At 62.8% G+C, this 21,874-nt stretch carries 17 protein-coding genes; 11 read left to right on the top strand and 6 right to left on the bottom strand.

The features are described 5' to 3' along the window. The first annotated feature begins 8 nt into the window (after positions 1 to 8). Entirely contained in the window at positions 9 to 1,238 is a 1,230-nt protein-coding gene (locus BTN82_RS18660; RefSeq protein WP_075120593.1) for an acyl-CoA dehydrogenase, read from the top strand. 75 nt (positions 1,239 to 1,313) lie between these two features. On the opposite strand, the gene BTN82_RS18655 is transcribed toward BTN82_RS18660, so the two are convergent. After that, positions 1,314 to 2,693, bottom strand: a complete 1,380-nt coding sequence (locus BTN82_RS18655; RefSeq protein ID WP_075120592.1) for a substrate-binding domain-containing protein — start codon at positions 2,691 to 2,693, stop codon at positions 1,314 to 1,316. Positions 2,694 to 2,942: 249 nt separating this feature from the next. Here BTN82_RS18655 and BTN82_RS18650 point away from each other — a divergent pair, with 249 nt between their 5' ends. Continuing rightward, positions 2,943 to 3,269: a DUF1508 domain-containing protein gene (locus BTN82_RS18650; protein ID WP_075120591.1), complete on the top strand. Its 327-nt coding sequence runs from the start codon at positions 2,943 to 2,945 to the stop codon at positions 3,267 to 3,269. 56 nt (positions 3,270 to 3,325) lie between these two features. On the opposite strand, the gene xthA is transcribed toward BTN82_RS18650, so the two are convergent. The 3 genes from xthA to BTN82_RS18635 all read right to left on the bottom strand — a co-directional run bounded on the left by xthA (position 3,326) and on the right by BTN82_RS18635 (position 5,942). Next, entirely contained in the window at positions 3,326 to 4,138 is an 813-nt protein-coding gene (gene xthA / locus BTN82_RS18645) for an exodeoxyribonuclease III (RefSeq protein ID WP_075120590.1), read from the bottom strand. A 282-nt stretch (positions 4,139 to 4,420) separates the two neighbouring features. Then, a complete protein-coding gene (locus tag BTN82_RS31610; RefSeq protein WP_075120589.1) occupies positions 4,421 to 4,837 on the bottom strand; it encodes a hypothetical protein in 417 nt (138 codons plus the stop codon). Next, positions 4,824 to 5,942 carry a polymorphic toxin type 44 domain-containing protein gene (locus BTN82_RS18635; protein WP_075120588.1) on the bottom strand — a complete coding sequence of 373 codons (1,119 nt, stop codon included), beginning with the start codon at positions 5,940 to 5,942 and terminating at the stop codon, positions 4,824 to 4,826. The genes BTN82_RS31610 and BTN82_RS18635 overlap by 14 nt, the downstream gene beginning before the upstream one ends. 413 nt (positions 5,943 to 6,355) lie before the next feature. Between BTN82_RS18635 and BTN82_RS18630 the strand changes: the two genes are divergently transcribed. The 7 genes from BTN82_RS18630 to BTN82_RS18600 all read left to right on the top strand — a co-directional run bounded on the left by BTN82_RS18630 (position 6,356) and on the right by BTN82_RS18600 (position 17,429). After that, a complete protein-coding gene (locus BTN82_RS18630; RefSeq protein ID WP_075120587.1) occupies positions 6,356 to 7,006 on the top strand; it encodes a GNAT family N-acetyltransferase in 651 nt (216 codons plus the stop codon). Between the two features lie 63 nt (positions 7,007 to 7,069). Continuing rightward, on the top strand, positions 7,070 to 8,797 hold the full coding sequence (locus tag BTN82_RS18625; protein WP_075120586.1) for an autotransporter assembly complex protein TamA: 1,728 nt from the start codon (positions 7,070 to 7,072) through the stop codon (positions 8,795 to 8,797). After that, positions 8,794 to 12,468 carry a translocation/assembly module TamB domain-containing protein gene (locus BTN82_RS18620; RefSeq protein ID WP_075120585.1) on the top strand — a complete coding sequence of 1,225 codons (3,675 nt, stop codon included), beginning with the start codon at positions 8,794 to 8,796 and terminating at the stop codon, positions 12,466 to 12,468. Before BTN82_RS18625 ends, BTN82_RS18620 begins: the two co-directional genes overlap by 4 nt. A gap of 204 nt (positions 12,469 to 12,672) precedes the next feature. Beyond that, complete coding sequence (locus tag BTN82_RS18615) at positions 12,673 to 13,146, top strand: MarR family winged helix-turn-helix transcriptional regulator (protein WP_075120584.1); 474 nt, start codon at positions 12,673 to 12,675, stop codon at positions 13,144 to 13,146. Next, on the top strand, positions 13,147 to 14,616 hold the full coding sequence (locus BTN82_RS18610) for an efflux transporter outer membrane subunit (RefSeq protein ID WP_075120583.1): 1,470 nt from the start codon (positions 13,147 to 13,149) through the stop codon (positions 14,614 to 14,616). Between the two features lie 15 nt (positions 14,617 to 14,631). Beyond that, entirely contained in the window at positions 14,632 to 15,834 is a 1,203-nt protein-coding gene (locus BTN82_RS18605; protein ID WP_075120582.1) for an efflux RND transporter periplasmic adaptor subunit, read from the top strand. A gap of 65 nt (positions 15,835 to 15,899) precedes the next feature. Continuing rightward, entirely contained in the window at positions 15,900 to 17,429 is a 1,530-nt protein-coding gene (locus tag BTN82_RS18600; protein WP_075120581.1) for a DHA2 family efflux MFS transporter permease subunit, read from the top strand. Positions 17,430 to 17,549: 120 nt separating this feature from the next. Here BTN82_RS18600 and lpxH read toward each other — a convergent pair whose 3' ends face one another. Continuing rightward, positions 17,550 to 18,296: a UDP-2,3-diacylglucosamine diphosphatase gene (gene lpxH / locus BTN82_RS18595; protein WP_075120580.1), complete on the bottom strand. Its 747-nt coding sequence runs from the start codon at positions 18,294 to 18,296 to the stop codon at positions 17,550 to 17,552. Beyond that, positions 18,293 to 18,796, bottom strand: a complete 504-nt coding sequence (locus BTN82_RS18590) for a peptidylprolyl isomerase (protein WP_075120579.1) — start codon at positions 18,794 to 18,796, stop codon at positions 18,293 to 18,295. The genes lpxH and BTN82_RS18590 overlap by 4 nt, the downstream gene beginning before the upstream one ends. 269 nt (positions 18,797 to 19,065) lie before the next feature. Between BTN82_RS18590 and BTN82_RS18585 the strand changes: the two genes are divergently transcribed. Both BTN82_RS18585 and cysS read left to right on the top strand, forming a co-directional pair. After that, positions 19,066 to 20,766, top strand: coding sequence for a glutamine--tRNA ligase/YqeY domain fusion protein (locus BTN82_RS18585; protein ID WP_075120578.1), 1,701 nt, complete (start codon positions 19,066 to 19,068; stop codon positions 20,764 to 20,766). An 18-nt stretch (positions 20,767 to 20,784) separates the two neighbouring features. After that, the coding region (cysS, locus tag BTN82_RS18580; protein WP_075120577.1) for a cysteine--tRNA ligase at positions 20,785 to 21,874 on the top strand (1,090 nt) is incomplete at its 3' end.

Genomic DNA, 21,874 nt, shown 5'->3' with positions numbered 1-21,874 from the left:
AGCTGCCCATGGATTTCGCTTACTCCCCCAAGGTTCAGGAACTGCGCGAGCGCGTGACCGCATTCATGGACGCCTATGTCTATCCGGCTGAAGCGGTGTTCGAGCGCCAGGTCGCCGAAGGCGATCGCTGGCAGCCGACGGCGATCATGGAAGAGCTCAAGCTCAAGGCCAAGGCCGAGGGGTTGTGGAACCTGTTTCTGCCCGAGTCGGAACTCGGCGCCGGCCTGACCAACCTAGAGTACGCGCCGCTGGCGGAGATCATGGGCCGCTCCCTGCTGGGCCCCGAGCCGTTCAACTGCTCGGCGCCGGACACCGGCAACATGGAAGTGCTGGTGCGCTACGCCAACGAAGAGCAGAAACAACGCTGGCTGGAGCCGCTGCTGCGCGGCGAGATCCGCTCCGCCTTCGCCATGACCGAGCCGGACGTGGCCTCGTCCGACGCCACCAACATGGCGGCTCGCGCGGTGCGCGACGGCGACGAGTGGGTGATCAACGGCAAGAAGTGGTGGACGTCGGGTGCCTGCGATCCGCGCTGCAAGATCCTGATCTTCATGGGCCTGAGCAACCCGGACGCACCGCGCCACCAACAGCACTCGATGATCCTGGTGCCGGTCGACGCCCCGGGCGTGAAGATTGTCCGGCCGCTGCCGGTGTTCGGTTACGACGACGCGCCCCACGGCCATGCCGAGGTGCTGTTCGACAACGTGCGGGTGCCGTACGAGAACGTGTTGCTGGGCGAGGGGCGCGGTTTCGAGATCGCCCAGGGTCGCCTGGGCCCGGGGCGGATTCACCACTGCATGCGTTCGATCGGCATGGCCGAGCGCGCGCTGGAACTGATGTGCAAGCGTTCGGTGAGCCGCACCGCGTTCGGCAAGCCTTTGGCGCGCCTGGGGGGCAACGTCGACAAGATCGCCGACTCGCGGATGGAGATCGACATGGCGCGCCTGCTGACCCTGAAGGCGGCGTACATGATGGACACCGTCGGCAATAAGGTGGCGAAAAGCGAAATTGCCCAGATCAAGGTGGTGGCGCCGAACGTGGCCCTGAAGGTGATCGACCGGGCCATCCAGATCCATGGCGGGGCGGGGGTGTCCAATGACTTCCCGCTGGCCTACATGTACGCCATGCAGCGCACCCTGCGCCTGGCCGACGGCCCGGATGAAGTGCACCGCGCGGCCATCGGCAAGTTCGAGATCGGCAAGTACGTGCCCAAGGAAATGCTCCGCAGCGGGCACTGATAGCCCATCGCGAGCAAGCTCGCTCCTGCACCTGTAGGAGCGAGCTTGCTCGCGATAGCGTCCTCAAATAGCCCCTCAATACACCCAGACTTCCACCCGTCGATTCTTGATCCGGCCTTCGTCCGCGGTATTCGCCGCCACCGGCATCTGCGCCCCGAAACCGCGGATCTCGCGCGGTACCACACCGTTTCTCGCCAGTTCCCGGCGCACGGCCATGGCCCGTAGCTTGGACAGCAGCGCCGCCCGTGCCGGATCGTTCTTGGCATCGCCGAAGCCGACCAGGATCACCCGTTTGTCCAGCTTGTCGTGCTGTTTGAGGAAGTCCACGACGCGAGCCAGATCCTGGCGGGCCTTGTTGTCCAAGGTGGCGCTGCCTTCCTCGAAGCGAAAATTCACGGTCAGGCGCTGGGCCTGCCGGGCGATGTTCTGGTAGCCCTCGGGCATCTGCGGCGCGGCAGCGACGCTCATGGCCTGTACGGTCTGGGCGATGAAACCGTTGAGCGCGACGATGGCCTGGCCCCTGGCGCTCTGGGCGAAACGCACCAGGGCGGTGGCCCAGGGGTTGTGGTCGGGCGGCAGGTAGAAGTACAGGCGCCGCGACAGTGGGTAGTCCTCGGTGGCGATCAGGCTGTTGAGGGGCAGCATTGCCTGCGAGCCGCCGTCGACGATCGCCACGGCCTTGGCCTGGCGTACATAAGGCAGGCCGATAAAGCCGATGCCCTGGGGGTCGCGGCTGATCGCATCGGACAATTGCTCGCTGGACTCGAAACGTTTTGCCGCGGCGCTGAGGTGCTTGCCGCGGCGGGCCAGCACCAGTTCCTTGAAGGTGTCGTAGGTGCCGGAGCGGTCGTCGCGGGCGTACAGGTGGATCGCGCCGCCGATACCGCCCAGCTCTTCCCAGGTTTTCACTTCGCCGCTGAAGAGCCGCGCCAGTTGCTCGGTGTCCAGCCGTGTCAGCGGGTTGTGCGGGTGAAGAATGATGGCCAGGCCATCGATGGCGATCACCTGTTCGGCGTCGGGGTCCTTCAGGTCGCCAAGGGCTTCCAGGTCCACCAGTTCGCTGTCCTTGATCGGTCGCGAGGCGGCGGCAAGGTCGGCGCTGGCGTTCTTCAGCGCGGCAAAGCCGGTGCTGGAACCGTGGGCGGCAATCTCGACGAAGACGCGTTGGCCCTGGGCAGTCTTGCCGCTGACTCGCCGCTCATTGTCGGCGTCCGAGGCTTCGATCCGGATATCGAGCAGACCCTGTTCCTCCATCAACCCCTTGACCAGGGCCGGGCCCAGCGCCGCGCCGATGGTGTTCGAGCCCTGGATGCGCAGGACCGTCTGGTTGTCGCCGGTCGTCGGCAGGGCGGCGAATACCGTCCAGGGCAAGGCGTAGCAAATGAAGCCGACCAGCAGCAGGCAGAGCGTACGGCACCAGAGATGCCGTTCGTTGATGGATGAAACGCGTGGCATGCGGCGATGGCCTTCTATGGCAGGGGCAAGTGTGGCGAGATTAAGTCGGGGACGTGACCGGGATGTGACAGTTCGTGAGTGCGAACAGAGTCTTCCTTGGGCTTTTCGGAATGCTCCTAAAGACCCGGCGCGGCCGGCTCAGTAGAGTTGAAAACTTTGTCTGGAGGGGAATCGGCGCAGGCCAGGACTCGTCGTTACCAGGCGTCGATGCAGCGTCGGCTGCAATTTCTTGTGTCGAAGGAGTATGAAATGAGTAGCTGGTTCGAGCTGAAGCAATATGGCAGCGGGGGTTTCAGGTTCCTGCTGAAATCCAGGGACGCGCAGACCATGCTTCAAAGCGGCCGTTACCTTTGCCGCGACAGCGCCGAGGCAGCCATTGCGCTGTTTCGTACCCACTGCGTGTCCGCGAATCATTACGAAAAGAAGATCGCCCCCGGCGGAAAGTCCTACTTCAACCTCAAGGCGGGCAAGGAGGTGATCCTGGTCAGCCACCTGTACGACTCGGAGCCGACCCGCGAGGCGGCCATCGAGGCGATCATGCAGGCCGGCGCCAGTACTCGGGTCGAGCTGTGTTGAGCCGTTGAACGCATAAAAAAGCCCATCCAGAGGATGGGCTTTTTTGTGCCTGGCGATCAGCTCAGTTCGAGCCAGATCGGCGCATGGTCGGAAGGTTTTTCCATGCCGCGCAGGTCGTAGTCGACGCCGGCGTCCTTGACCCGTGGCAGCAGGCCCCGGGAGGCCATGATCAGGTCGATGCGCAGGCCGCGCTTGGGCTCGTCCTCGAAGCCGCGGCTGCGGTAGTCGAACCAGCTGAAACGGTCGGCGACCTCGGGGTTCAGGTGGCGGAAACTGTCCACCAGGCCCCAGTTCTTCAGGCGTTCCATCCACTCGCGCTCTTCCGGCAGGAAGCTGCATTTACCGGTTTTCAGCCAGCGCTTCATGTTGTCCGGACCGATGCCGATGTCGCAGTCTTGCGGGGAAATGTTCACGTCGCCCATGACCACCAGCGGCTGTTCGTTGCTGAAGCGGGTTTCCAGCAGGTGTTGCAGGTCGCTGTAGAAGCGCTGCTTGGCCGGGAACTTGGTGGGGTGGTCGCGGCTTTCGCCCTGGGGGAAGTAGCCGTTCATGATGGTCACCGGGGTGCCGTTGGCGTCGGCGAAGGTGCCCCAGATAAAACGTCGCTGGGCGTCTTCCTCGTCGCCGTCGAAGCCTTTGTGCAGGGCCAGCGGCGCCTGGCGCGAGAGCAGGGCCACGCCGTAGTGGCCTTTCTGCCCGTGGTAATGCACGTGATACCCCAGCGCCTCGATGTCGGCCAGGGGGAACTGCTCGTCCGCGACCTTGGTTTCCTGCAGGCCGATGACGTCCGGTTGATGCTTGTCGATCAGCGCCGCCAACTGATGGGGGCGGGCACGCAGCCCGTTGATGTTGAACGAGACGATCTTCATGGTCGGCAGTCCTGGCAAAGCGGTGTCTGAATGACCCTTCGAGTCAGTCGTCTAGGGTCTTTGAGGTACATCTACGCAGATGAGCGCGACACAGTGTAGCAACCGTGTACCAAGAATATGTAGGTTTGCCCGCTACTCTGCATAGGCGTAGCGGGGGCTACTCGCTAAAGGCTCCCTGAAAGACACCCTCTGCGTATCCTTGCGGTCTACTTCCTAGGCAATCGCAATGCTGTCTGCAAACGATATCGTTAGGTTTACCTCATGGCGGCACTGGCAGAAACGTTAGGGCCGAAAAGGATCGGGTTGATCGGGACACTGTTGCAGGTGGGCAATAACGTCAGGGGCTGTTTTAGTGATGTCGATCCTACCGTTCCCATCAAGGTAAATGTCCATTGTTCTCCACCGTTTTGGTGTGATGTAGATGCACCGTGGCGGGATCGTACCGGCCCACCAATTGAACATCATGAAGAAATCCTTATCGGGGAAAATATGTCCTGCATCTCCGGTTGTCTCACCCGGCATCAAGTCCCGTCGAAATATTGAATGCTGTGTATTGAAGACGTATTTGAACTCTTCTGAGCCCTCATCTGAGTAGTAAATGACGACCCTTGGCAAAGCCAGATACCAGCAAGCAACAAGTAAGCAAACGAATCCTGTAAGCCACCGCCCTAAATGGAGTTTTTTCTCACTTGCAGGCATGTGGTTGAACCCCTTTCGCCCATTCGCTTATGGGGATTGCCAATACTTTTTCCATAATGATCTTCCCTGTGAGGCCACCCTTTGGATATTCCTTGTATAGGTTCATCCCGATAATGATCGAGACCCTATCGGGCACATCATCCCATGCGCGCATGCCATCAACCCCCTCAGTCCTTTGCGGACCATCAAATCTCTTAGGGTTTTTGATGAAGCGCCAGGTGTCTGACCCTATTTGCTCTACACCAGCACCGTCCAATAGGACACTCTCGGAAAACCCACCTGCGACACCCACATATCCGTAATGGATGTTCGACCAAATATCGTAAAAATACTCATAGGCGCCTTGCTTGTGCCAAGGGTATTCACCAAAGAGTTTTTGCAGTATTGGCTTGTGGTCCCAGGGGCGACCCTGACCGACTCGCTCAGTCCAGATAGTAAAAGCCTTGGCTTTCTTCCCCAGGGCCAAGCTGTAGAAGTCCGGGCCAGGACCAAGTCGCATATAGAACGGCAGCTCAGCGTACTTTCGTGTTTCCGCTGCAGGGTCGAAGCTGTTCAAGTCCTTCATCTGTCGCACAGGCGGGCTATTGATGTTGCTATTCATCTCGCCCGCAATATAGGCCGCCAGTTCTTCCATCTGGTCAGGGTCGTTACAGACCTTCCCTTCAGGTGTCTTGGAAGCCGTAGTGGGATCGATCAAGGCATTTGCAGCGGTAGCCTTCTCGATCAGCCTCGGGTCGGCTAACAAGGTCGCCATCTTTTCATCATCTACCGAGCCGTCTGGGCGAAACGCACCGAGGGCTGCGAAGTTAACGATCACGGCGCCAGGCGTGGAGCCCATGACAAAGCCACCGAAGGTATCGGGGGAGCCGCTGATGATTGTCCCGCCGTGACTGGTAGGGCTGCCCAGGTGGGCCATGGGGCGGCCATTCAGGACGATCGAGGGAAACCCCGTCGTGATGACCGCACCGCAACCGCACGTGTCACCGACGCGGGCGGCTCCCATGAAGTTGATATTTATGTCGTCAGACGCTGCAACGACAGGGGTTGTACCGTGGCCGGGAAGAGGGCAGACGTGTTTGTCGCCCAGGCGAGCAGAAGAAAGCATTGAGCATCATCCTTGTGCATTGACTGATCCATGGCTCGTTGCAGAGCTTCGCGAACCTATCAAGGATGATTAAGCAACTCTGTAGGACGGTTCTGAACTTGGATGAGGCCTCTTCGAGAATCCGGCAGAAAAATCTGAGTGCAGTACTCAGCATAGGCGCAGGTTCCCCCATAGGGCTGCGCGACTGAGCCTTATTCATTGGGGGGCGTAAAGAGTTCTTGCCGTCCTGGAACCGCCGACGAGTCGGGCCGCGACCCGCGTGGCGGCGGGGTGGATGCGCTGCTAAGGTCCTTGGGCAGTGAACGAACGCGGGCTTTCGAGGCTCGTAGCTATAACGCACACCAAGCACTGGCAGGGGGGGCGCCGGCACGCCGCGTGGCCAGCCAAGCCAGGCTCAGGGGAGAGCTATCGCCATGCCTGAAACTTCGACCGCCATCGCCGACATTCACAGGCTCGACGGCGGCTACGCCCGTGAAGCCCGTTCTCTGTTGTATCAGGCGTATCGCCACGAGCCGACTTTCGGTTATCTGTTCGAGTCCGATCGCCCGGGTTACGAGCAACGGGTGCGAGCCACGGTGCGGGAGCTGGTCAAGCAGCATTTCCTTCAGGACCTGCCGGCCATCGGCCTGCTGGTCAACGATCGGTTGATCGGTATCGCTCTGATCGCGCCGCCCCAGCGCCGCCTGGGCATTACCGAGAGCTGGGCCTGGCGCCTGCGCATGGTGCTCAGTACCGGTTTACGCTGTACCCGGCGCTATCTGGAGTATCACGCGGCGGTGCTGGGTTGCCTGCCCAGCGAGGCGGTGCATGTCTTGCCGCTGCTGGGGATCCATCCGCAATTCCAGGGCAAGCACTTCGGCGAACAACTGCTGGAGGCCGTGCACAACTGGTGCGCGGTGGACGAGCATTCCCAGGGCGTGGTGCTGGACACCGGCAACCCGCGTTACCTGGAGTTTTATAAGCGCCAAGGCTACGAAGAAATCGGCGAGATTGCCGTCGGGCCGATCCGCGAACATGTTTTTTTCCACGCCAACCCACAGGTTCTGCAACGGGCGAGCGGCTGAACAGAACTTTCCTCGCATTTGCGCGCTCTATCACGTTCCCCGCTCGTGATAGCATTCGCGCCTATGAAGTTTTCAGGAAGATTCACCAGCGGCTTGTTGCTGCTGTTCACAAGCTGTGCGGCGCTGGCGCAAAGCGAATTGGACGTCAGGGTCAAACCCTCTAACGACGAGCTCAAGGCCAATGTGGAAGGCTACATTGGCGGCGTGGGCGAGCGCGATGAGGAGGCGTTGCTGCGCTTCAGTCGCGGCGCCGAGGAGCAGGCGCGCAAGGCCGCCCAGGCCCTGGGCTACTACCAGCCGCAGATCAGCAGTGAAGTCAAAGGCGGCGAAAAACCGCGCCTGGTGCTCAACATCGACCCCGGCGAACCGGTGCATCTGCGCAACGTCACCATTCGCGTCGACGGCCCGGCGGCCACCCTCAAGAATTTTCGCGTGCCCAAGAGCGACCAGCTCAAAAGCGGCGCGATCCTCAATCATGGCACTTACGAAGACGCCAAGCGCCTGATCCAGAACCAGGCCTCGCGCTATGGTTTTTTCAGCGGGCGCTTCACCCGCCAGCAACTGTCCGTAGACCCCCAGGCCGGGGTTGCGGATATCGAACTGGTGTACGAAAGCGGCCCGCGCTATGCACTGGGCAAGGTCAGCTTTGCCGGCGATACGCCGTTCGACGAGGACCTGCTGCAGCGCATGGTGCCGTTCAAGGCTGGCGCGCCCTACGATTCCGAACTGATCGCCGAGCTCAATCAGGCGCTGCAATCGAGCGGTTATTTCGAAGGCGTGCGGGTCGACGCGGCGCCTACCGCGGCCGCTGCCGAAGTGATCCCAGTGGCGGTCCAGCTGCAAACCCGCAAGCCGCGCACCATGGGCCTGGGCCTGGGGTTTTCCACCGACGTCGGGCCGCGGGCCAAGGCCAACTGGACCCGCCACTGGGTAAACGCCGAAGGCCACAGCTACGGCTGGGAGGCGGAAGTCTCCGCGCCGCGGCAGAACGTCGGCTTGTTCTACGACATCCCGCTGGACCCGCCGCTGACCGACAAGCTGCGATTTGCCGGTGGTTACCAGAACGAAGAAATCGCCAATACCGATACCTTGAGCAAGTTGCTCACCCTGGGCCCCGAGTGGCACAGCAAGTTGCCCAGCGGCTGGCAACGGGTCATCTCGCTGAAATGGCAGCGCGAGGAATACCGGCTCGGCGACGACTCGGGCCTGAGTACCCTGTTGATGCCCGGCATCAGCTATTCCTACCTGCGCAGCGACAACCGCATCGACCCGCACAACGGCTATCGCCTGCAATTCGACACCAAGGTGGGCAAGGAAGGGCTGGGTTCGGACACCAACCTTTTATATGGCACCGTCATGCTCAAAGGCTTGACCACGGTATGGGACAACCATCGCTTTCTCGGGCGGGTGCAATTCGGCGGCAGCGCCACCAATGGCTACAAGAAAATCCCGCCGTCGCTGCGCTTCTTCGCCGGCGGCGACCAGAGCGTGCGTGGCTACAACTATCAGAGCCTGTCGCCGGAGAACTCCGACGGCGACCGGATCGGCGGGCGCTACATGGTGGCCGGCAGTGTCGAGTACCAATACTCGATCGCGGAAAAATGGCGCCTGGCGACCTTCGTCGACCAGGGCAACTCCTTTGACACGCTTGAATTGCCGAACCTGAAGACCGGCGTCGGCGTCGGCGTGCGCTGGGTGTCCCCGGTGGGGCCGATCCGCCTGGACCTGGCCCATGCGCTGGACGATGACGGCGGCATTCGTTTGCACTTTTCCATGGGGCCAGAGCTGTGAAGCGTGGTTTGAAGATCGCGGCGGCGACGCTGCTGGCACTGGTGGCAGTGGTGGTATTGGCCCTGGTTGCGCTGCTCGGCACCCAGGCCGGCAGCCGCTGGGCGCTGGGTCTGGTGCCGGGGCTGACGGTGGAGAACTTTGCCGGCCGCCTGGGCGGGCAGTGGAGTGCTGATCACCTGTTGTGGCAGCAGGACAGCAGCCGGGTCGAACTCCAGGCAGCAACATTCTCCTGGTCGCCAGCGTGCCTGATGCGTATGACCCTGTGCATCGAACAGCTGGACGTGGAGCAGGTCAGCCTGCAATTTCCTCCGGCTGCGGAAGAAGAAAGCAGCGCTCCGATCAGCCTGCCCGACGTGCAATTGCCCCTGGCCATCGAGCTGGGGCAGGTGCGGGTCGGTAGCCTGTCGTTCAACGGCAGCGAGCAACTCAAGGGCTTGCAACTGGCGGCGCAGTGGACGGCCAAGGGCTTGCAGATCGACTCGCTGAACCTGCAGCGCGATGACCTTGGCCTCAACCTCTCGGGGTTGCTGTCGCCCAGCGGCGACTGGCCCTTGAGCGCCGCTGGCACCCTGACCCTGCCGGCGCCCGGCGGCGAGCCGTGGGCGCTGGCGCTGAAGGTCGACGGCGATCTGCTGAAAACCCTCACGCTCGCGGCCGACAGCAGCGGTTACCTGCAAGGTCGCTTGAGCGCGCAGCTACAGCCCTTGGTGGAGAACCTGCCGGCCGAGCTGCGGATCACCGCCGATGGTTTCAAGGCCAGCGCCGAGCTGCCCGATACCCTGATGCTCAACCAGCTGGAACTGAGCGGCAAAGGCGACCTCAAGGCCGGTTACCAACTGCTGGGCAAGGCCAGCCTGCCAGCCGAGCAAGGGCCGGTGGCGCTCACGCTGCAAGGCAAGGTCGATGCCAAGGGCGCGCAGATCGCCGCGCTGGACCTGACCGCCAACGACAAACAGAGCCTCAAGCTCAGCGGCCAACTGGACTGGAGCCAGGGCCTGAATGCCGAGGCCAAGGTCGACTGGCTGGATTTCCCCTGGCACCGGCTGTACCCGCTGATCGAGGAGCCGGCGGTGGCGGTGCGGCGTTTCAACGCCGAAGTCGCCTATCGCGATGGCAATTACCTGGGCAACTTCAAGGGCGACCTCGATGGCCCGGCGGGCGCCTTCAGCCTCGGCAGCCCGTTCAGCGGCGACCTGACGAAAATCTTCCTGCCCGAGTTCAAGCTGGCGGCTGGCCAAGGCAAGGCCGAAGGCCACCTGAACCTGCAATTCGCCGACGGCATCGCCTGGGATACGGCCTTGGACCTGTCGGCGATCAACCCGGCGTACTGGGTCGCCGAATTGCCCGGCACGCTGGCCGGCCCGTTGCGCAGCCAGGGTGAAATGAAGAACCAGCAACTCAAACTCAATGCCGACCTCGACCTCAAGGGCAAACTGCGCGGCCAGCCGGTGATCCTGCAAGCCAAGGCCGATGGCGGCGGCGAGCAGTGGAACCTGAGCGCCCTGGAGATCCGCCTGGGCGACAACCGCATCAACGGCTCCGGGCGACTGCAGCAACGCCTGGCCGGGCAGCTCGACATCAAGTTGCCGCGCCTCGGCCAGCTGTGGCCCGAACTGCGTGGCCAGCTCAATGGTCGGTTCGATCTGGCCGGCACGCTGAAAGCACCGCAGGGCAAACTCGACCTGCAGGGCCAGCAACTGGCATTCGCCGACAATCGCCTGCAAAACCTTACGCTCGACGCCAACCTGGACAGCGCGCAGCGGGCCCGGATCGATCTCAAGGGCAGCGGTATCCAGGTCGGCGAAACCTCGCTGGGTACGCTGACCGTCGCGGGCCAGGGCGATATCAAGAACCAGAAGCTGCAGCTGGACCTGCAAGGCCCGCAGCTCAAGCTGGCGCTGGGCCTGGACGGCAACCTCAACCAGGGCAACTGGCGCGGGCGCCTGGCCAGTGGCGATATCCAGACGGGTGGCCAGGACTGGAAGCTGCGAGCGCCGGCCAAGCTTGAATACCTGGCCGACGGCAAGCTCAACTTCGGCGCCCATTGCTGGGCCAGCGGTGATGCCAGCCTGTGCGGCGAGGATCAGCGGCTGATGCCCGAGCCGAAGTTGCGCTACCAGCTCAAGCAGTTCCCGATCGACAGCCTGGCGCAGTGGCTGCCCAAGGATTTCGCCTGGAAAGGCCGGCTCAATGCCGATATCAAGCTGGACGTACCGGCCGCCGGCCCGCAGGGGCTGATTGTGCTGGATGCCAGCGGCGGCACCTTGCGGGTCAAGGAAAAGCAGCAGTGGCTGGATTTCCCCTATCAGGCCTTGAAGCTCGACACCACGCTGAGCCCCAAGCGCATCGATACGCAGTTGGCGTTCAGCGGCGGCAAGCTCGGTGAGTTGATGCTCCAGGCGCAGATCAATCCGTTGCCGAAAAACAAACCGCTGTCCGGCGAGTTCCGCCTCAGCGGCCTGGACCTGGCGGTGGCGCGGCCGTTCGTACCGATGGTCGAGAAGCTGGCCGGTACCCTGAACGGCAGCGGGCGCATTTCCGGCGGTTTGTTGGCGCCGCAGGTCAACGGCAACCTGGCCCTCAGCGGCGGCGAAGTCTCGGGGCCGGAATTGCCCATCAGCCTCCAGGACCTGCAAGTCCAGGCGCTGATCGCCGGCGAAAGCGTGCAGTTGAGCGGTGGCTGGAAGAGCGGCAAGACCGGGCAGGGCAGCCTGGGCGGGCATATCGCCTGGGGCCAGGCGCTGGTGGTGGATTTGAGCCTGAAGGGCTCGCAACTGCCGGTCACCGTCGAACCCTATGCGGCGCTGGAAGTGGCGCCGGACCTGAAGATATCGATGAAGGACGACAAGCTGGCGATCGCCGGCAAGGTCCAGGTGCCCAAGGGCGAAATCACCATTCGTGAATTGCCGCCGTCGACAGTCAAGGTTTCCGACGACACGGTAATCGTCGGGCACCAGACCGAAGAGGGCAAAGCGCCGATGGCCATGGCGATGGACATCGACGTGGTGGTCGGCGAGGACAAGCTCAGCTTTGCCGGGTTCGGCCTGACCGCCAACCTGCAAGGCCATGTGCACATCGGCGACAACATGGACACCCGCGGCGAGCTGTGGCTCAACGACGGCCGCTACCGGGCCTATGGCCAGCGCTTGAACGTGCGCCGGGCACGGCTGCTGTTCGCCGGGCCGATCGACCAGCCGTACCTGGACATCGAGGCGATCCGCCAGACCGACGACGTGATCGCCGGTATCCGCCTCAGCGGCAGCGCCGAACAGCCGACCACGCAGATCTTCTCGGAACCGGCCATGAGCCAGGAACAGGCCTTGTCCTATCTGGTGCTCGGACGGCCGTTGAGCACCACCGGCGAAGACAACAACATGCTGGCGCAAGCCGCCCTGGGCCTGGGCCTGATGGGCAGCTCGAACATCACCGGCGGCCTGGCCAAGGACCTGGGGATCGACGACTTCCAGCTCGACACCCAGGGCAGCGGCAACACCACCAGCGTGGTGGCCAGCGGCAATATCTCCGAGAAGCTCAGCCTGCGTTACGGAGTGGGGGTCTTTGAGCCGGCCAACACCATCGCCTTGCGCTACAAGTTGAGCAAAAAGGTCTATCTGGAGGCGGCCAGCGGCGTCGCCAGCTCGCTGGATATCTTCTACAAACGCGACTTCTGAGCACTGAAAAGACCGCAGTTTTTGCGGTCTTTTTCCTTCCGCGTTCGGTCTTTTTCCACCGTTTGTCCATCACCGGGCCAGGCGTCTTCCGGACAAAATCAATTGGCTTGATAGTAAGCATGCTAATTATTGTTTGGATATTGGCTGCCTAGGCAGTAACATCTCGACATACTTTCGCTGCCTGGGCAGCTAACAGGTGGTCAGATGAAGCATTTCACGCCGGACGATTTCCACAATTGCCACCTCGGGCTGCTGCTGGGCCGCGCGGCCCTGCTCAAGGACCGGATCCTCGACACCCACATGGAGCCGCACGGCATCACCGCCGCGCAGTTCAAGGTGCTGATCATCATGGCCCAGTTCGGCGTCGACACTCCGGCCGAACTGTGCCGCCACCTGTCTCTGGACAGCGGTTCGATGACCCGCATGCTCGACCGCCTGGAGCAGAAGGATTTTCTCGACCGCAAACGCTCGGAGCACGACCGCCGGCAAGTGCGGCTGGTGCTCACCGAAGAAGGCCAGAAGCTCGCCGACCGCCTGCCGCATATCGGCGCCGACGCGATGAACGAACTGGCGGGCGCCATTACCCCCGAGGAGTTGAAAAGCCTGGAACGGATCCTCAAGAAAATTTTGCTGGCGGCCGGCGACCCGATCACCGTGCAGCGGGTAGGTGACAAATAAATGAGCAATAGAACCTTGCGTAGCGGTCTGAGCCTGGTGTTGTTGGCCATGAGCCTGGCCGGTTGTGCCAATTACAGCGGCCTGAATACCCAGGGCGTCAGCCTCGATGCCAAGACGCTCAAGGCCGGACAATCCCTGAATGGCGTGACCCTGTCGCCGGCGGCCTGGCCGAAGAGCGACTGGTGGAAAAGCCTCGGCGACCCGCAACTCGACGGGCTGATCCGCGAAGCGCTGCACGACAGCCCCGACATGCAGATCGCCAGTGCCCGGGCCCATCAGGCCAGCGCCGCGGCCTATGCCGCCGACGCGGCACGCATGCCGACCCTGGATGCCAGCGGCGGCGCCAGCCGTTCGCGCCTGGCGCGGGACCAGGACCCGCGCGGCGAGGGCGGGGCCTATAGCACCCTGCGCAGCCTCAGCGGCAACTTCAACTACACCTTCGACCTCTGGGGCGGCCAGCGCGATACCTGGGAAGCCGCCCTGGGCCAGGCCCGCGCCGCCGAAATCGACCGCCAGGCCGCGCAATTGACCCTGGCCGCCGACGTGGCCCGGGCCTACAGCGACCTGGGCCAGGCGCATATCGTCCATGACCTGGCCGACGAAGACCTCAAGCGCACCCGGCAGATGCTCGACCTGGGCCAGAGGCGCCTGAGCTCGGGCATCGACAGCCAGTATCAGTACCAGCAGACCGAAAGCCTGGAGGCCAGCTCCGAAGCCTCGCTGATCGACGCCGAGAAAAAACTGCAGAGCGCCAAGATCGCCCTGGCGGTATTGCTCGGCAAAGGCCCCGACCGCGGCAACGAAATCGCCCGGCCGAAGGTGCTGCAAGCCAGCGCGGTGGCGCTGCCGTCGGTGCTGCCGGCGGAACTGCTGGGCCGCCGTCCGGACCTGGTGGCCGCGCGCTGGCGGGTGGAGGCGGCGAGCAAGAGCATCGACGCCGGCAAGACCAACTTCTACCCCAACCTCAACCTGAGCGCCGCCGCCGGCACCCAGGCGTTGCTCGGGGACGCGATGTTCGGTTCGGCCAGCCGCTTCTTCAACATTGCCCCGACCGTGTCGCTGCCGATCTTCGACGGCGGCCGCCTGCGCGCCGACCTGGATGCCCGGGACGCCGACTACGACCTGGCCGTGGCGCAATACAACAAGAGCTTGGTGAGTGCCCTGGGGGATGTCAGCGACACCCTTTCGCAACTGCGTGACATCGGCCGGCAGATCGGCGCCCAGCAACACGCCACCGATATCGCCCAGGAATCCTACGACACCGTGGTCCAGCGCTACGGATCGGGTATCGGCAACTACCTGGACGTGCTCAGCATCGAGCAGCAACTGCTGCAGGCCCAGCGCCAGCTGGCGACCCTGAATGCCGAGCAGATCGACCTGTCGATCCAACTGATGCAAGCCCTGGGCGGTGGTTTCAAGACCGACGACCTGGCCGCGGCCACCCCGACTCCAGCCTCGCGTAACCAATAATTCAAGGTACTCATCATGGCCACTGCCGACACCAACAACGCTGCTGAAAACACCGCGGACACCGCTAACCCGCGCAAACGCAAGCTCATGCTGCTGGGCCTGGTCGCGCTGATCGCCCTGGGCGGCCTGGGGGTCTTTGCCTGGTACGAGCTCTACGGGCGCTGGAACGAAAACACCGACGATGCCTATGTCAACGGCAACGTGGTGGAGATCACCCCGCTGGTCACCGGTACGGTGGTGAGCATCGGCGCCGACGACGGCGACCTGGTCCACGAAGGCCAGGTGCTGGTCAACTTCGACCCCAACGACGCCGAGGTCGGCCTGCAGAGCGCCGAAGCCAGCCTGGCGCGCACCGTGCGCCAGGTCCGCGGCTTGTACAGCAACGTCGACGGCATGCGGGCCCAGGTGGCGGCGCAGAAGGCCGAAGTGCAGAAAGCCCAGGACAACTTCAGCCGGCGCAAGACCCTCGCGAGCAGCGGGGCGATTTCCCAGGAAGAACTGTCCCACGCCCGCGACGACCTGACCTCGGCGCAGAACGCCCTGGCCAATGCCCAGCAGCAGCTCAATACCACCAACGCGCTGGTGGACGACACCGTGGTCTCCAACCATCCGGACGTGCAGGCTTCCGCCGCGCAACTGCGCCAGGCCTACCTGACCAACGCCCGCAGCACCCTGATCGCGCCGGTGACCGGCTATGTCGCCAAGCGCACCGTGCAGTTGGGCCAGCGGGTCCAGCCAGGCACCGCGTTGATGGCGGTGATCCCCCTGGACCAGCTGTGGATCGACGCCAACTTCAAGGAAACCCAGCTGCGTGACATGCGCATCGGCCAGCCGGTGGACATCGAGGCCGATATCTACGGCAGCGAGGTCAAGTACAACGGTACCGTCGACAGCCTGGGCGCCGGCACCGGCAGTGCCTTTGCCCTGTTGCCCGCGCAGAACGCCACCGGCAACTGGATCAAGATCGTGCAGCGGGTGCCGGTACGTATCCACGTGAACGCCGAAGAGCTGGCCAAGCACCCGCTGCGGGTCGGCCTGTCGACGGTGGTCAATGTCGACCTGCATGACCAGAGCGGCCCGGTGCTGGCCCAGCAGCCGCCGCAAAAGGCCTCGTTCACCACCAGCGTCTACGACCGCCAGTTGGGCGAAGCCGATGCGCTGATCGCCCGGCTGATCCATGACAACAGCGCCGCCGTCGGCAAGACCGTGCAGCGCTGATTCGCCGATCCCCTTGCCGTGGCCGTTAGCGGCCGCGGCGCCTGCTTCGCTTCATAGGATTCGCGATGAGCAATAACGCCTCTTTCACGCCGCCCAGCCTGGTGCTCAGCACCATCGGCCTGTCGCTGGCGACTTTCATGCAGGTGCTCGATACCACCATCGCCAACGTGGCCTTGCCGACCATTTCCGGCAACCTGGGGGTGAGTTCGGAGCAGGGCACCTGGGTGATCACTTCGTTCGCCGTGAGCAACGCCATCGCCTTGCCGCTGACCGGTTGGCTGAGCCGGCGCTTTGGCGAGGTGAAGCTGTTTATCTGGGCCACGCTGCTGTTCGTGTTGGCCTCGTTTCTCTGTGGGATTTCCACCTCCATGCCCGAACTCGTGGGCTTTCGGGTGCTGCAAGGGGTGGTGGCCGGTCCCCTGTACCCGATGACCCAGACCCTGCTGATCGCGGTCTATCCGCCGGCGAAAAGGGGCATGGCCCTGGCGCTGCTGGCGATGGTCACAGTGGTGGCGCCGATTGCCGGGCCGATTCTCGGCGGCTGGATCACCGACAGCTACAGCTGGCCGTGGATCTTCTTCATCAACGTGCCGATCGGCCTGTTCGCCGCCTGGGTGGTCAAGCAGCAACTGAAGGCGCGGCCGGTGGTGACCAGTCGCCAGCCGATGGACTACATCGGCCTGCTGAGCCTGATCGTCGGGGTTGGGGCCTTGCAGGTGGTGCTCGACAAGGGCAACGACCTGGACTGGTTCGAGTCCAACTTTATCGTCATCGGCACGCTGATCTCGGTGGTCGCCCTGGCGGTGTTCGTGATCTGGGAAATGACCGACCGGCATCCGGTGGTCAACCTGCGGCTGTTCGCCCACCGCAACTTCCGTATCGGCACCATCGTGCTGGTGGGCGGTTATGCCGGTTTCTTCGGCATCAACCTGATCTTGCCGCAGTGGTTGCAGACCCAGATGGGCTATACCGCGACCTGGGCCGGCCTGGCGGTGGCGCCGATCGGCATTCTGCCGGTACTGATGTCGCCTTTCGTCGGCAAGTACGCGCACAAGTTCGACCTGCGCCTGCTGGCCGGGCTGGCGTTCCTGGCGATTGGCCTGAGCTGTTTCATGCGCGCCGGTTTCACCAACGAGGTGGATTTCCAGCACATCGCCATGGTGCAGCTGTTCATGGGCATCGGCGTGGCGCTGTTCTTCATGCCGACACTGAGCATCCTGATGTCGGACCTGCCGCCGCACGAGATCGCCGACGGTGCCGGCCTGGCCACGTTCCTGCGGACCCTGGGCGGCAGTTTCGCCGCCTCGCTGACCACCTGGATCTGGATTCGCCGGGCCAACGAGCACCATGCCTACATGAGCGAAAACATCAGCACCTTCGAGCCGGCCACCCGTGACGCCCTGACGACCCTGGGCGGCGCCGGCAACCAGGCCTACGCGCAACTGGACCAGATCCTCACCAGCCAGGCGTACATGATGTCGACCGTGGACTACTTCACGCTGCTGGGCTGGGTGTTCATAGGCCTGATCCTGCTGGTGTGGCTGGCCAAGCCGCCGTTCGCCGCCAAGGCCGGGCCGGCGTCGGCGGGGCATTGATAGCGCGGTAGGGCAGGGGAAGTATCGCGAGCAAGCTCGCTCCTACAAGGACTGCATATCCCCCTGTAGGAGCGAGCTTGCTCGCGATAGAACGCGCAGCGTTCGTTCAGCGGCTACAGGTCATGAGCGGGGCAGCGCCAGCGGCGGCACAAAATCGAAAGCCGCCAGCTGGAAGCCTTGCTGATCCACCTGCAGCGCCCAGCCTTGGCGGTCCCAGTCGCCCAGCACGATACGCTTGGCGGCCTGGTCGCCGATCTGCAACTTGTGGATGGCGGGGCGGTGCGTGTGGCCGTGAACCAGGGTCCGCACCTTGAATGCCTGCATGATCCGCGGCACTTCGTCGGGGGTCACGTCGACGATGTCGTTGGCCTTCATGCGGGTTTGCGCGCGGCTTTCGTTGCGCAGCTTGCGCGCCAGCTTGTGCCGGGTGCGCAGCGGCAGGTGCCTGAGGATCCACAGCGAAACCGGGTTGCGCAGGTACCGGCGCATACGCATGTAGGCTTCATCGCGGGTGCACAGGCTATCGCCGTGCATCAGCAGCACTGGTTCGCCATAGAAGTCGACGACGCTCGGGTCCTGGAGCAGGGTGGCGCCGGCGGCCTTGCAGAACGCCTTGCCGAGCATGAAGTCGCGATTGCCATGCATCAGGAAAACCTGCGTGCCGCTGTCGCTGAGTTCGCGCAGTGCCTGGCATATGGAAAGCTGGTAGGGGGTCATGGCATCGTCGCCGATCCAGACTTCGAAGAAATCTCCGAGGATGTACAGCGCCTCAGCCGCGCGGGCACGTCCGCTGAGCAAATCCAGAAACGCCCGGGTAATGTCCGGGCGTTCCTCTTCCAGATGCAGATCTGAAATCAGCAATATCACTCAACGATCTCGGCTTTCTCGATGATCACGTCGTCTGCTGGCACGTCCTGGTGGCCGGCTTTCATGGTGGTGGCCACGGCCTTGATCTTGTCGACCACGTCGGTGCCCTCGACCACTTTGCCGAAGACCGCGTAGCCCCAGCCCTGCACGGTCTTGCCGCTGTGGTTGAGGAAGCTGTTGTCGGCGACGTTGATGAAGAACTGCGCGGACGCCGAATGCGGCTCCATGGTACGGGCCATGGCGACGGTGTACTTGTCGTTGGAAAGACCGTTGTCGGCTTCGTTCTGGATGCTTGGACGCTTGTCTTTCTTCTCTTTCATGCCTGGCTCGAAACCGCCGCCCTGGATCATGAAGTTACCGATGACGCGGTGGAATACGGTGTTTTCGTAATGACCGGCTTTGACGTATTCGACGAAGTTGGCCACGGTGCCCGGGGCCTTCTCGGTGTTCAGTTCCAGCACGATTTCGCCGAAGTTGGTGGTCAGTTTGACTTGAGTCATGATCGGTACTCTTTATTAAGGAGAAGCATTTCAAGAAAATCCGGGGTCTGGGAACACGCACGCGCTCCGGACCGATTTGGCCATCCTGCGGCCAAGGAGCGCAGTTTAGCGTGACAGCCACGAATTTCGAGGCTGTTTTTTCACTTGCCCACTATTAATAGCCGCAGTTTTAAAGCTGCGCTCTGTCAGGCGCTTGACCGCATCGGCTATGATATCCGTTTTGATTTATCAGGCCGCACCGGCCGCGCACTTGTACGTTCAAGGATCCTATGAGCAAGCCCACTGTCGACCCTACCGCGAATTCCAAGACCGGACCGGCCGTTCCGGTCAACTTCCTGCGCCCGATCATCCAGGCGGACCTGGACTCGGGTAAGCACACGCAGATCGTGACCCGCTTCCCGCCGGAGCCCAACGGCTACCTGCACATCGGTCACGCCAAGTCGATCTGTGTGAACTTCGGGCTGGCCCAGGAATTCGGCGGCGTCACCCACCTGCGTTTCGACGACACCAACCCGGCCAAGGAGGACCAGGAGTACATCGACGCCATCGAAAGCGACGTCAAGTGGTTGGGCTTCGAGTGGTCCGGTGAAGTGCGCTATGCCTCGCAGTATTTCGACCAGTTGCACGACTGGGCGGTGGAACTGATCAAGGCTGGCAAGGCTTATGTCGACGACCTGACCCCCGAGCAGGCCAAGGAATACCGTGGCAGCCTGACTGAGCCTGGCAAGAACAGCCCGTTCCGCGAGCGTTCGGTGGAAGAGAACCTGGACTGGTTCGCCCGCATGCGCGCCGGCGAGTTCCCGGACGGCGCACGGGTGCTGCGCGCGAAGATCGACATGGCTTCGCCGAACATGAACCTGCGCGACCCGATCATGTATCGCATCCGTCATGCCCATCACCACCAGACCGGCGACAAGTGGTGCATCTACCCGAACTACGACTTCACCCACGGGCAGTCGGACGCCATCGAAGGCATCACCCACTCGATCTGCACCCTGGAATTCGAAAGCCACCGTCCGCTGTACGAGTGGTTCCTCGACAGCCTGCCGGTCCCGGCGCACCCGCGTCAGTATGAGTTCAGCCGCCTGAACCTGAACTACACCATCACCAGCAAGCGCAAGCTCAAGCAACTGGTCGATGAACAGCACGTACATGGCTGGGACGACCCACGCATGTCGACGCTGTCGGGTTTCCGTCGTCGCGGCTACACCCCGGCGTCGATCCGCAACTTCTGCGACATGGTCGGCACCAACCGTTCCGACGGTGTGGTGGACTTCGGCATGCTGGAGTTCAGCATCCGCCAGGACCTCGACCAGAACGCACCACGTGCCATGTGCGTACTGCGTCCGTTGAAAGTCGTGATCACCAACTACCCGGAGGGGCAGGTCGAGAACCTCGAATTGCCGCGTCATCCGCAAAAAGAAGAACTGGGCGTACGCCAGCTGCCGTTCGCGCGGGAAATCTACATCGACCGCGACGACTTCATGGAAGAGCCGCCGAAGGGCTACAAGCGCCTGGAGCCGAACGGCGAAGTGCGCCTGCGCGGCAGCTACGTGATCCGTGCCGATGAAGCGATCAAGGACGCCGATGGCAACATCGTCGAGCTGCGTTGCTCGTACGACCCGGACACCCTGGGCAAGAACCCTGAGGGCCGCAAGGTCAAAGGCGTCGTGCACTGGGTGCCGGCCGCCGCCAGCGTCGAGTGCGAAGTGCGCCTGTACGACCGCCTGTTCCGTTCGCCGAACCCGGAGAAGGCCGAAGACAGCGCAAGTTTCCTGGACAACATCAACCCTGACTCCCTGCAGGTCCTCACTGGTTGTCGTGCCGAACCCTCGCTGGGCAACGCACAGCCGGAAGACCGTTTCCAGTTCGAGCGCGAAGGTTACTTCTGCGCGGATATCAAGGACTCGAAACCGGGCGCACCGGTATTCAACCGTACCGTGACCCTGCGCGACTCCTGGGGTCAGTGATTCAGTCAAGGAATTAACGTGCTTACGATCTACAACACGCTCACCAAGAGCAAAGAAGTCTTCAAGCCGCTGGATGGCAACAAGGTGCGCATGTACGTGTGCGGCATGACCGTGTACGACTACTGCCACCTGGGCCACGGCCGCAGCATGGTCGCCTTCGACCTGGTGACCCGCTGGTTGCGTTTCAGCGGCTACGACCTGACCTACGTGCGCAACATCACCGATATCGACGACAAGATCATCAATCGGGCCAATGAGAACGGCGAGTCGTTCGAGGCGTTGACCGAGCGCATGATCGCGGCGATGCACGAAGACGAAGCGCGCCTGAACATCAAGAAGCCGGACATGGAGCCGCGGGCCACCGACCATATCCCGGGCATGCACGCAATGATCCAGACCCTGATCGACAAGGGTTATGCCTACGCCCCTGGCAACGGCGACGTGTACTACCGCGTCGGCAAGTTCATGGGTTACGGCAAGCTGTCGCGCAAGAAGATCGAAGACCTGCGCATCGGCGCGCGGATCGAGGTCGACGAGTCGAAACAGGACCCGCTGGACTTCGTGCTCTGGAAAGCCGCCAAGCCGGGCGAGCCGAGCTGGGAGTCGCCATGGGGCGCCGGGCGTCCGGGTTGGCACATCGAATGCTCGGTGATGTCCACCTGCTGCCTGGGCGAAACCTTCGACATTCACGGCGGCGGCAGCGACCTCGAGTTCCCGCACCATGAAAACGAAATCGCCCAGAGCGAAGCAGCCACCGGCAAGACCTACGCCAATGCCTGGATGCATTGCGGCATGATCCGCATCAATGGCGAGAAGATGTCCAAGTCCTTGAACAACTTCTTCACCATCCGCGACGTGCTCGACAAGTACCATCCGGAAGTGGTGCGTTACCTGCTGGTATCGAGCCACTACCGCAGCGCGATCAACTATTCGGAAGACAACCTCAAGGACGCCAAAGGCGCCCTCGAGCGTTTCTACCACGCGTTGAAAGGCCTGCCGAACGTGGCGCCGGCCGGTGGCGAAGCCTTCGTCGCGCGGTTCACCGAAGTGATGAACGACGACTTCGGCACTCCGGAAGCCTGCGCGGTGCTGTTCGAGATGGTGCGCG

Origin of the sequence: Pseudomonas chlororaphis, from assembly GCF_001921865.1 — a bacterium.
Lineage (GTDB): Bacteria > Pseudomonadota > Gammaproteobacteria > Pseudomonadales > Pseudomonadaceae > Aquipseudomonas > Aquipseudomonas chlororaphis_D.
This window is presented reverse-complemented; position numbering and strand designations above follow the sequence as displayed.

Bases quoted from the DNA above. Each gene is read 5' to 3' on its own strand.
- BTN82_RS18660 (WP_075120593.1), top strand. From the start codon at position 9: ATGGATTTCGCTTACTCCCCCAAGGTTCAGGAACTGCGCGAGCGCGTG.
- BTN82_RS18655 (WP_075120592.1), bottom strand. From the start codon at position 2,693: ATGCCACGCGTTTCATCCATCAACGAACGGCATCTCTGGTGCCGTACG.
- BTN82_RS18650 (WP_075120591.1), top strand. From the start codon at position 2,943: ATGAGTAGCTGGTTCGAGCTGAAGCAATATGGCAGCGGGGGTTTCAGG.
- xthA (WP_075120590.1), bottom strand. From the start codon at position 4,138: ATGAAGATCGTCTCGTTCAACATCAACGGGCTGCGTGCCCGCCCCCAT.
- BTN82_RS31610 (WP_075120589.1), bottom strand. From the start codon at position 4,837: ATGCCTGCAAGTGAGAAAAAACTCCATTTAGGGCGGTGGCTTACAGGA.
- BTN82_RS18635 (WP_075120588.1), bottom strand. From the start codon at position 5,942: ATGCTTTCTTCTGCTCGCCTGGGCGACAAACACGTCTGCCCTCTTCCC.
- BTN82_RS18630 (WP_075120587.1), top strand. From the start codon at position 6,356: ATGCCTGAAACTTCGACCGCCATCGCCGACATTCACAGGCTCGACGGC.
- BTN82_RS18625 (WP_075120586.1), top strand. From the start codon at position 7,070: ATGAAGTTTTCAGGAAGATTCACCAGCGGCTTGTTGCTGCTGTTCACA.
- BTN82_RS18615 (WP_075120584.1), top strand. From the start codon at position 12,673: ATGAAGCATTTCACGCCGGACGATTTCCACAATTGCCACCTCGGGCTG.
- BTN82_RS18610 (WP_075120583.1), top strand. From the start codon at position 13,147: ATGAGCAATAGAACCTTGCGTAGCGGTCTGAGCCTGGTGTTGTTGGCC.
- BTN82_RS18605 (WP_075120582.1), top strand. From the start codon at position 14,632: ATGGCCACTGCCGACACCAACAACGCTGCTGAAAACACCGCGGACACC.
- BTN82_RS18600 (WP_075120581.1), top strand. From the start codon at position 15,900: ATGAGCAATAACGCCTCTTTCACGCCGCCCAGCCTGGTGCTCAGCACC.
- BTN82_RS18590 (WP_075120579.1), bottom strand. From the start codon at position 18,796: ATGACTCAAGTCAAACTGACCACCAACTTCGGCGAAATCGTGCTGGAA.
- BTN82_RS18585 (WP_075120578.1), top strand. From the start codon at position 19,066: ATGAGCAAGCCCACTGTCGACCCTACCGCGAATTCCAAGACCGGACCG.